This window comes from Pseudomonas sp. EA_65y_Pfl2_P74, assembly GCF_963970575.1.
Taxonomy (GTDB): Bacteria; Pseudomonadota; Gammaproteobacteria; order Pseudomonadales; family Pseudomonadaceae; genus Aquipseudomonas; species Aquipseudomonas baetica_A.
Genome location: NZ_CAXAOQ010000018.1, coordinates 40,219 through 50,570 on the forward strand (window position 1 = coordinate 40,219; position 10,352 = coordinate 50,570).

The following is a 10,352-nucleotide window of genomic DNA, read 5'->3' on the forward strand; positions in this document are numbered from 1 at the left end:
AAGTCGATAAAAAGGACGCAGACTTTAGCACAGCTTCTCAAGGGTTCTGGCAATCGGTGAAAGGCTGTTATTGTTAGGCATCTTTTTCAGCATCAAATAGCCATCACCCGAATGGCCGATCAACTTCAGGATTGAATCTCACAGCATGCAACTTCGCGGCTTCAGCAGTACGTCCAATCGAGTTTTCGATTTCATTAGCCGGTGGATTCTTCCAACCGGCTATTTCTTGCTCCTCTGTGCATTTTTCTTTTTGCCGGGCCGAAGTCAGCTTCACAAACTGTATTACGGGCTGTTCAGCATTCCGGCGCTGATTGCGCTGTGCCTGCGCCCCCGTGAACTCAGGGCGCTGCTGGGCGAACCGATTTTCATCGCAGCCATCGTGTTCGTTGCCTGGGCCTTGCTCAGTCTTGCCTGGGGACCGTCGGGTGAACCCTTCGACGGGAAGCTCAAACCGCCATTGCATACACTGCTGCTGTTTGTCGGTTGCTATCTGTTGGTGCGCTATCGCAGCGACATCCTGCAACCCTTGCTGTTCACCGCCGCATTGGTCGCACTGATTGCCACGACTTTCTTTCTGTTCACGTTTGCACGAGTGTATGAACCGGGCATGCGCCTGATCGGGGGTGGGGCGTTCGACAATCCACTGCTCAGTTCGCATCTCTTCGGTTTTTTCAGCGCCTACTGGCTGAGTGTGACCATGATCTGCAAGCGCCGCCAGATGATGTGGCTCAGCGTGCCGGCGATGGCGATCATGTTTATCGCCGTAGTCGGCACCGGCTCCAGAACCCCACTGGTCGCTCTGACGCTGGCCGCTTTGTGGCTGTGCTTGATCTGCTGGAATCGGCGCTCACTGGGCCTGTTAGCGGCACTGTTTCTCAGTGGCGCTGCCGTGCTGACAGTGTTTTCGCAAATGATCATCGAGCGTGGCGATTCATACCGGCTGGAAATCTGGCGGCAGGTCCTGCTTAAGGTGGCCGAGCATCCATGGATCGGCCATGGCTACAGCGCAAGCCTCAGCGTCGACCCCGGCCTTGGGGTGAACTTCGAGGAACCGCACAGTTTTGTGCTGGGTGTTCTCTATTACGTAGGGATATTCGGTTTGCTGCCATGGCTGTTCTTCCAGGCGTGGGGACTGCTGAGCAGTTGGCGCTTGCGTGTGCAACCGTTGTTTATCATCGCTTCGACCTGGCTGGTGTTCGGCATCGGGGCCGGGCTGACAGAGGGTGGAGGGATCATCTCACGCCCCAAGGAACACTGGTTTCTGCTGTGGATACCATTGGCACTGATCGCTGCGCTGAGTATCAATCAGCGCGCACGTCGTCTACTGACAATACCGGTTCAAAAACTGGCACCGGCCAACTTTCAGCAACTGAGCAGCGACGCTCAAATAGTTGAAGAAGACGGTCTTGGCCCCAAAGTCCTGTGCCTGAGCGACGGCAGCTTCCTCAAGCTGTTCCGCCGTCGTCGCTGGTACACCTCTGGCAGTTTCAACCCGTACTCCGAACGCTTCGCCGTCAACAGCGAACAACTGCGCCTGATGGGCATTCCCACACCACAAATCCTGAACCTGTATCGCCTCGACGACGGCAGCAGTGCCGTGCACTATGCGCCATTGCCAGGGCACACGCTGCGCCAGGTATTGCAGAGCATCACCGCTCCCGCTGTCCGCCAGGCCCTGGTGGAACGCTTCGGCAAGTTCATGGCGCAATTGCATGAAAAAGGTGTGTATTTCCGCTCATTGCACTTGGGCAACGTACTTGTGCTGGAGGATGGCGAGTTCGGGCTGATCGACCTGGCGGATCTGTGCATCTACCCTTCAGCATTGAGCAACTCGCTGCGCCAGCGCAATTTGCGCCATATGCAGCGCTACACCGTAGACAAACGCTGGCTGTTCGAGGATCACCTCGATGCGCTGCTACAGGGATATGCCACGATGGCGTCGCCATCCGCAGTGGATAAATTGCAAAAGCAAGTGCTGGCAAGCAATGGGCCAACAGGCGAGCATTGAGGACGAAGCCGGTTCGCCGGATTCACGATCAACTTGCCATGCCAACGAAGCCGCTCACTGATCGCGAGCGGCCTGTGACTCAGTCTTTTTCCAGCGGGGAAAGATACATCCGCGCCAATCCGCGCCAGGTCTTCTTGTTCCATGCCTTGAATGGAATCTGCGCCAGCAGTTCCCTGGCCAGCTTGTGATCGCGGTTGGACGCTTTGAGGAACATGGAACTGAGAAATCTGTAGCGCACTTCGTCGTACAGCGGGTGATCACTGAACAACGCGTAAGTGCGCAGGATGTTTTCGATCATGAAGCGATGGTTCTTGTACGAATTGGTGGCGTGCTTGCGGTAGCGCGCCATGACGACGCTCAGGCCATCGATAAAGTAGCCGGCCCGGGTCACCTTCAACTCGATCAACAAGTCCTCCAGACGAATCGTCGGATCAAAACCACCGACCGCTTCCAGCGCCTCGCGACGGATCATCAGGGTCGGGGCCGGTGGGTACGGCTTGCGCTCAAGGAACATGTCATCGAAGTCCAGGCGCCGGAATGGCACATCCCGGCGCTGGCGCTTCTCTGGATAGAGGTTGCCGTCGGCATCGATCAACTCGATGTTACCGGCGCAAATTCCCACTTCCGGCTTACCGTCCATGTAGGCCACCTGGATGGCAATACGATCAGGGTACATGATGTCGTCTGAACCGAACGGCACGATCAGGCTACCCTTGGCACGCGCGATGGCACCATTGAGCGTATTGGTCAGCCCCTGATTCTGCTGCACGCGAAAATCGAATCCGTGCTGCGTCTGTAACGCAGTGATTCGCTCGACGCTGTCGTCCTTCGAGCCGTCATCGATTACCAGCAATTCGATGTTTTTGTAGGTCTGGTCAAGGACGCTGAGGATGCTCTCCTCAATGTATGGACCGTGGTTATAAGAGGCAATGATGACGGTGACGAGTGTTTGCCGGTCGCTTGCAGTTTGTTCTTCGCGCATGGTTTGTCCTTCGCTCACGGCTGCTGCTCCTTGCGGGCCTGTTCCAGGCCGGAGTCGATCAGGTCCAGGTACGCCTGACGGAACACCTCAATGTCGTGTTGCTCCTGCAGATAACGGTAGGCCTGCTCGCCCTTGGCCTTGAGTTCGTCATCCGACAGTGCGAGGTAGGTATCGAGCGCCGCGACCAGGCTCGGTACGTCCTTGGGCATGGTCGCCAGGCCACCGGCACCTTCGATCAACGGCAACATGGCCGGTACGTTCGAAGCAATCACCGGCAAGTGACCGCTCATGCCTTCGAGTAGTGCCAGGCCCAGACCTTCGGCTAACGATGGCATGGTCCAGATATCGAAGGCGCGCACATATTGCAGGGCGTTTTCCTTGAAACCCAGCAAGTGCGCACGACCACACAGACCCAGTTGCTCGATCTCGGCAGTCAACGGCTCCTGCAGGCGGCCGGCACCAATGATCGCCAACTGAGTATTCGGATACTTGTCCTTCAACGCCGCGAAAGCCTGCAACAGATAAGTGTGGCCCTTGACCGATACCAACCGCCCCAGCGCGCCGATCAGCCGCACATTCGGGTCGATCCCCAATAGTTCGCGCGCTCGCTCGCGGCTATGCTGCAAGCCTTCGGCCTGTTCGATGTCGATTGCATTGGTGATGGCGTAAGTGTTCTGGTCGGTGAAACCGCAGTCGCAATCGAGCAGGTACTGTTTGACTGCCGGTGAGACACCGACGAACCGCCAGTGCCGATCGATCAGGCGCTGGGTCTGGCGGCGTCGATAAAAGCGGTCGTATTCGCCGAAACCGTGGGAAATGCCAATGCACAACGGCACCTTCAGCCAACGATTGAGCGTCAGCATCATGTTCACCGGTTTGAAGCGATTGCAGATCACCACATCGAACTTTTCACGGCGGCAGAACTTGTACAACTGCCACATCGCCCGCAGACGCATACCTTTAAGCGACTTGTCGGAAAACTCGAAATACACCGAATGATCAGAACGGCTCACCGGTTCGCCGGGTGCGGGTTTACCGCGCAGAAACGCTGCGGTCACTTCATAGCGATCCGTCGGCAGGGCTTTGACGATCTGCTCGGAGAGATCGGCAAAATCATGTGCCTTGATGTTGTAATCAGGCTGCAGTTGCAGGACCTTAGATCGTTGACTCATAAGACCCCTCGTGGAAACCCGTTGCATTGATAATCCAAGCATGACCGGCGGCAATGCGCCTGATTTCGGCCTGATTCGGCTGAGACAATCGAGACCATTCGTTGCGTTTTCAGCAAACGAAATGGGAATACGATAATGGACGATCGCCATCCGATGCGGCTGAATGCGCTTTCGTCCATCGCATGATGTGTCTGATCGGTAAACCGTTGCCGCCAGTCCTTGATCTTTATGAACCACTCGCGCTTGAGCGCGGTGTTGCACATCAGATACAAGTGCCCCGCCACCCGACGCTCATGAATCGAAAACAGACCATAGCCAGCCAGTCGATGCGCAGAGAAATAACGGCGATGGCAAGTCCAGTCTGCGAATGTCATTAACGCGGCTTAACAGGAGTGTCACCACGCCTGAGAAGCCAGAACAACTCCTGACGCCTGACCGCTTTCCTGAAAAATTCATTCTCGCCGTAGACCGACGGCACTCTACTGGCCAACTGCCACTGAATCAATCGTCGCAGGCGACGCTTGAGTGATGCCGGCGGTTGCAAGTCATGCATCATGCCGAGCGCCATCGCCTTGTCGCGTTGTTGCTCTATGGACAGAGGCAGACACAGTGGCTGCATCGGAACGGCCGGATCGAAGGCCGGCGGCAGCGCAATTCCCTGCCCTGTGTCGCCCATCGGCCAACGGTCGTTGTCGTGCAGATGGTTGGCGTAACCGAGCAGCGTCGGTTGCCAGTCAAGATGGCTCAAGGCTTCAACCACGGCTTGCTGGGCGCAGATGTGGTCGGGATGCGGATCCAGCGTCGGGTGCGGCAGCACGATCACATCCGGGCGTGCGCGCAACAGAACCTCACGCAGGTCCGCCAGCAGATTGTTCCAGGTCGGCGCACCGTCGGCATCACCGGGCAAGGTGAACGGGTTCAACTGACGAAACAGTCGCGTGTCATTCAGATCGGCTTCACGCGAGCCCACGGACTGATTCGGCGCGGCTTGCATCGCTGCCAGTTGCAGACAGAAATAGCCGAGCTGCACGCAGTGCTCCTGCGGCACACCGGCCCAACGCGGCACGGCCAGACTGTCCCAGGCGCGCAGACGGCCCTTGAGCCTGGCAGCCTCGACCTTGTTCATGCCCATCTGCTGATAATGTTCGGCTTCGATCTCACCAGCCGTCAGGGTGACAATCCAGGCTTCGTCGGCCTGACTATACAAACCGTAGGCCGCCAATTCAGCGTCGTCCGCATGCGGCGCGATCACCATCACGCGCTGACGACGATAATCCGGTTGCTCCAGCACCCACAGGACCGCCTTGCCGGCCACCCGGCAGAAACGCCCCCGCAAGCGCAGCCGCCCCTGCGAAAGGGTGTGTGCATGACCACTGAGGTTCAGATAACGCTGGCCGCTGACGCCACGCTCGAAGGTTTGCGAATCAGGGTGAGGGCCACCGACCAACTCGATCCGAGGGTCAAGGAAACGTCCCAGCCAAGTGCTTTTGACCCGCACCTGCAGAATCAACGTGGCATCATCCACCAGCATCACGCCGTCATCCAAACGCAACTGTTCGCCGTTCAAGTGAACCTTGGGTTGTGGTGTGAATGGTGGAAAGCTGTACTGGTAATCGTCTTTCGGCGAATAGAACAGATGATCGGCAAACCAGGCCTCATGGGCGATCCAGCCGAGCACCGCGAGCAACAATGGCAGCCACCAAGCAACCAGCACGCCGACTGAGATCATTACGATCAGCGCCACCAGCAGAGCGATACGCTTGTTGCGCCGGTGGCGTTTGAGCAATTGCTGTTTACGGCTCATGAGCTGGCTCATACGGTGAACACCGGCACAGGGTTGCACCACCGATCCTTATACTCACGGTCGGCACGACCGAAGGAAAAACGCATCGGCTTGTCCAGCGCCCGAGCATGCTCCCAGGCGCTTTGCGTATTGAGGAAGCTCAGTACGCTGCCGGGACTGAATTCACGGGTCTCTGGATCAACGCCACCATTGACGTACTCAACACTGATCCATTGCGGCGCTTCAACGCGATAGACCAGTTGAATCGCAATCGGCGCGTCGTTGAGGAAGATCACCGAGCCGATCAACAGATCGCGCAACAGCTCGATGACCTGCGCCATGCGCGCCGCACCGGTGGCCGGAAAGCCCCAGCGACGCTGAAACAGATCGCAGTAGATCGCCGCCAACTCGGCACTGGAAAACTCGCCGACCGGACGCACCACCCCGCCCGCCTCTTCCAGCAGACGCAATTCGCGGCGCTGGTTGTAGCGAAATTTCTTCGACAGTTCTTCGGGCGTACGGGCCATGGCCAGTTGTTCGGTCTGCAACTTCATACCGCTGAAACGGTTTTCGTTGAGCGCCGACAGATAGCGTGCGCGATGACGCAGCGGAGCCTGAGCATCAGCGGCAGCCGGCAAGATCAACTCAGCGTTGCCGAGGTCGAACAAGCCTTTTTTCCCGCTGCGTTTGAGTACGTCCTTGGATAAGGCCAGATCACGGCCCCAGGTCGGGATCGCGGCTTTGACGTCACCGTCCTGCTCCCACGCCAGATAGCGCACCGGGATGCCGGCCAGATCGGCCAGACGCTCAACCACCAGCGGGTGAGTCGCGACGCTGCCGCCAAAACGCTGCCAGGCTGTTGCATAGGTGGAGGCGTCAACGGGCGACCAGCCACGTTCGCGCCAGCCTTGAAATCGGTTGAGCATCAGCCCCTCGGTGCCAGATCGGTAACTTGCGGCAAACGCCAGAAGGTGTCGTACACCGCGCTGTCGGAGAAACGCTCACGTAAACGGTCGAGCATCAGCTCGGCGCACTGAAGACGCTGTTGATCATTCATTCCCGCCAGATGTTGCAGGCCTTGTGCAAGGTGTTGGGCGTCGCCCATAGGGAACAGAATGCCCACGCCTTCAACCACTTCCTTTGCCCCACCACACGCTGTGCTCAGCAATGGCACACCGGCGGCCATCGCCTCCAGCAGCACCATACCAAACGGCTCGTGATCAGAACTCAGGGCAAATACGTCAAACGCTCGGAAGTAATTGCGCGCTTGCGACACTTGACCGAGAAACATCACGCGGTCGCCAACACCCAGCTCGCGAGCCAGTGCCTTGAGATCTTGCTCCAGACGGCCCTCGCCGAGGATCACCAACTGGCTGTTGTCCGGCAGACCGGGCAAAGCCGCGGCAAAACCGTGCAACAGCGTGGCCTGATCCTTGTCCGGGTGAAGCCGTCCGACGTTGCCGACGATAAACGCGTCCGCCGACAGCCCCAGTGTCTCCCGAGCCTCGCCGACTGACATCTGAGAGGCTTGCAATGCAGCCACGTCGATGCGGTTGTACAACGTCTGAATCCGCGTCGCTGGCCACTTCGGCAGATATCGGCGCATATCGTCACGCACCGCATCAGACACCCCGAGCAGACTCAGGCGCTTACGAAAAATGTGCGCGAACAGCTTGCGCGTGCCGCGTTTGTAATCGTCGAACGCGTGGTGTACGCCGATCACCGGCAGCGAAGTACCCAGTAAGGCGATGTAAATCGGCTTGAAACGATGGGCAATACAGAAACTGAAGTTGCGTGAAGCGGCGATCTTTCGCAGATCGCCGATAGCGCCCAGCTTCAGGCCACGAATAGCCTTGGAACTGTATTCCATGAACAACACTTCATCTGAAGCACACGCCGCGGCGACTTCGCTATCGGCGACGCCGGTCAGAAAGACCGTGGTCACCCGATAGCCTGTGCCCGCGAACAGGCTGGCGTACTGCCGCGCGCAGTCGAGGAACGGCCCGTCATAGCCGTGACAGAACTGCAGCACATGGCGTTCAGCCGAGCGTGTCATAAGCGTTTGTGCCTTCTTTGACTACCAGAATATCTTCCATGATCAGGTATTCCAGATCGGAGCCAAAAAACATGTTCAGCGCGTCGGTCGGCGAGCAGATCATCGGTTCGCCACGACGGTTGAGCGAGGTGTTCAGCGATACGCCATTTCCAGTGAGGCTTTCCAGCGCCTTCATCATGTCGTAGTAGCGCGGGTTGTATTCGCGCTTGAGTACCTGGGCCCGGGAAGTGCCATCTTCGTGGACGACTTCCGGCACGCGGGTCTTCCACTCTTCAGCCACTTCAAAGGTGAAGGTCATGAACGGCGCCGGGTGATCGATCTTGATCATCTGCGGGGCGACAGTGTCGAGCATCGACGGGCAGAAAGGCCTCCAGCGCTCGCGGAACTTGATCTGATGATTGATGCGGTCGGCGACACCGGGGACGCTCGGGCAGCCAATGATCGAACGGCCACCCAGCGCACGCGGACCGAATTCCATGCGGCCCTGGAACCAGGCCACCGGATTGCCGTCAACCATGATTTTGGCGATCTGCTCGGGCATGTTGTCGAGCTTGCGCCAGACCGGCTTGCTCTCGTGACGGGCGCAGGCGGCGATCACGTCTTCGTTGCTGTAAGACGGGCCGAGGTAGACGTGCTCCATCTTCTCGACCGGAACGCCACGGGCATGGGACACATAGGCTGCTGCGCCGACCGCCGTGCCGGCATCGCCGGACGCCGGTTGTACGAACAACTCCTTGATGTCGTCACGAGCAATGATTTTCTGGTTCAGCTTGACGTTCAACGCACAGCCACCGGCAAAAGCCAGTTTGCCGGTTTCCTTGAGCACATCGCCCAGGTAATGGTCGATCATTTGCAGCGCCAGTTTCTCGAACAGCGCTTGCATGCTCGCGGCGTAGTGGATGTAAGGTTCGTCAGCGATGTCACCTTCACGTTTCGGCCCGAGCCATTCGATCAGCTTCGGCGAGAAGTAGAAGCCTTTGCCCTTCTCTTTGTAGCGACGCAAGCCGATGACGTTGGCGTAGTCGGTGTTGATCACCAATTCGCCATTTTCGAACGAAGCCAAGCGCGAGAAATCGTATTTGCTGGCGTCACCGTAAGGCGCCATGCCCATGACCTTGAACTCGCCGTCGAGCATCTCGAAACCGAGGAACTCGGTGATCGCGCCATACAAGCCGCCGAGGGAGTCAGGGTCGAAGAATTCCTTGATCTTGTGGATCTTGCCGTTTTCGCCATAACCGAAGAAAGTCGTGGCGTACTCGCCCTTGCCGTCGATACCGAGGATCGCGGTTTTTTCTTTGAAACCGGAGCAGTGGTAGGCGCTGGAGGCGTGAGCCAAGTGGTGCTCGACTGGTTCGATCTTGATCTTTTTCGGATCAAAACCCAATTGCTCCAGGCACCAGACAATCTTGTTGCGGTAGCGCTTGTAGCGGCGGTTGCCCATCAGAATCGCATCCAGGGCGCGATCCGGCGCGTACCAGTAACGCTTGGCGTAGTGCCAGCGCGCCTTGCCGAACAGGCTGATCGGAGCGAACGGGATCGCAACTACGTCAACGTCGGACGGCTTGATACCGGCCTGCTCAAGACAGAACTTCGCCGATTCGTAGGGCATGCGGTTCTTTGCATGCTTATCGCGTACGAAGCGCTCTTCTTCAGCCGCCGCCACCAGCTTGCCGTCGATGTACAAGGCTGCTGAAGGGTCATGGCTAAGGGCGCCGGACAGGCCAAGAATCGTCAATGCCACAGGGGTCTAGCCTCTTTAGTCTGCGTTCAGGCGCGATGCGCCTTGAAGATGTATGTGTCCTCACTCCGGGCGAGAGACAGCTAAAGGGCGGGATTATAGCGTAAACATGACGGGAATTACCCTGTGCGAATTGACCCGCAGCGAATGGTTTGGATAAACCTTGCCTGAAGACTCAATAACCGCCCTTGCGCCAGTAGATACCGATATTGCCTTCAGTGGCCTGACGATAAATCGTATAAGGCAGCGCAACGGTGTCGAACACCCCGGACAAGGGCAAGTCCAGCAACACGAACGGGACAAGATAGCCGCCTGGATCAGGCGGTGCGTTCAACACGCAAAAATCATAGGCCAACCCACTGTAAATGCGTGGAATGGACTGGCAGTAGGTTTTTTGCTTGCGCATGTCCCGCGCGACGTCGGCATCATCCTGCAGGACAGTCATGGCGCTGCCACAGCCAGCCAGAATCCATGAAAACACACCCAGCGTTGCAGCCTGTTTAATGGTCAAAATTCGCCCTCCAAGGTCGTTGGGCAAATTAGCATCTGGACTGAACAGGGCACAGTTCATGGCTTCTGGAGAAGCTGTAGGACAAGTCGCTGAATCTTGTCC

General features: G+C 57.8%; 8 protein-coding genes and 1 pseudogene. 1 reads left to right on the forward strand and 8 read right to left on the reverse strand.

What is annotated here, in order from left to right; all coding sequences use genetic code 11:
- Positions 1-145 precede the first annotated feature (145 nt).
- Complete coding sequence (locus AACY18_RS15980; RefSeq protein ID WP_339465358.1) at positions 146-2,008, forward strand: O-antigen ligase family protein; 1,863 nt, start codon at positions 146-148, stop codon at positions 2,006-2,008.
- 79 nt (positions 2,009-2,087) lie between these two features.
- On the opposite strand, the gene AACY18_RS15985 is transcribed toward AACY18_RS15980, so the two are convergent.
- The 8 genes and pseudogenes from AACY18_RS15985 to AACY18_RS16020 form a co-directional block, all read right to left on the reverse strand.
- A complete protein-coding gene (locus tag AACY18_RS15985; protein ID WP_339432315.1) occupies positions 2,088-2,990 on the reverse strand; it encodes a glycosyltransferase in 903 nt (300 codons plus the stop codon).
- 14 nt (positions 2,991-3,004) lie between these two features.
- A complete protein-coding gene (locus AACY18_RS15990; RefSeq protein ID WP_339465359.1) occupies positions 3,005-4,162 on the reverse strand; it encodes a glycosyltransferase family 4 protein in 1,158 nt (385 codons plus the stop codon).
- A pseudogene (locus AACY18_RS15995) lies at positions 4,146-4,509 on the reverse strand (DUF6625 family protein); the annotation flags it as partial. The pseudogene AACY18_RS15995 and the gene AACY18_RS15990, both read right to left, overlap by 17 nt.
- A 26-nt stretch (positions 4,510-4,535) precedes the next feature.
- On the reverse strand, positions 4,536-5,966 hold the full coding sequence (locus tag AACY18_RS16000) for a PIG-L deacetylase family protein (protein WP_339432279.1): 1,431 nt from the start codon (positions 5,964-5,966) through the stop codon (positions 4,536-4,538).
- Between the two features lie 8 nt (positions 5,967-5,974).
- Complete coding sequence (locus AACY18_RS16005) at positions 5,975-6,871, reverse strand: antimicrobial resistance protein Mig-14 (RefSeq protein WP_339432278.1); 897 nt, start codon at positions 6,869-6,871, stop codon at positions 5,975-5,977.
- Positions 6,871-8,001, reverse strand: coding sequence for a glycosyltransferase (locus tag AACY18_RS16010; protein ID WP_339465360.1), 1,131 nt, complete (start codon positions 7,999-8,001; stop codon positions 6,871-6,873). Before AACY18_RS16010 ends, AACY18_RS16005 begins: the two co-directional genes overlap by 1 nt.
- Positions 7,985-9,742, reverse strand: a complete 1,758-nt coding sequence (locus tag AACY18_RS16015) for a carbamoyltransferase family protein (RefSeq protein WP_339432276.1) — start codon at positions 9,740-9,742, stop codon at positions 7,985-7,987. The genes AACY18_RS16010 and AACY18_RS16015 overlap by 17 nt, the downstream gene beginning before the upstream one ends.
- Before the next feature lie 172 nt (positions 9,743-9,914).
- Positions 9,915-10,250 carry a YceK/YidQ family lipoprotein gene (locus tag AACY18_RS16020; protein ID WP_339432275.1) on the reverse strand — a complete coding sequence of 112 codons (336 nt, stop codon included), beginning with the start codon at positions 10,248-10,250 and terminating at the stop codon, positions 9,915-9,917.
- Positions 10,251-10,352: the final 102 nt, after the last annotated feature.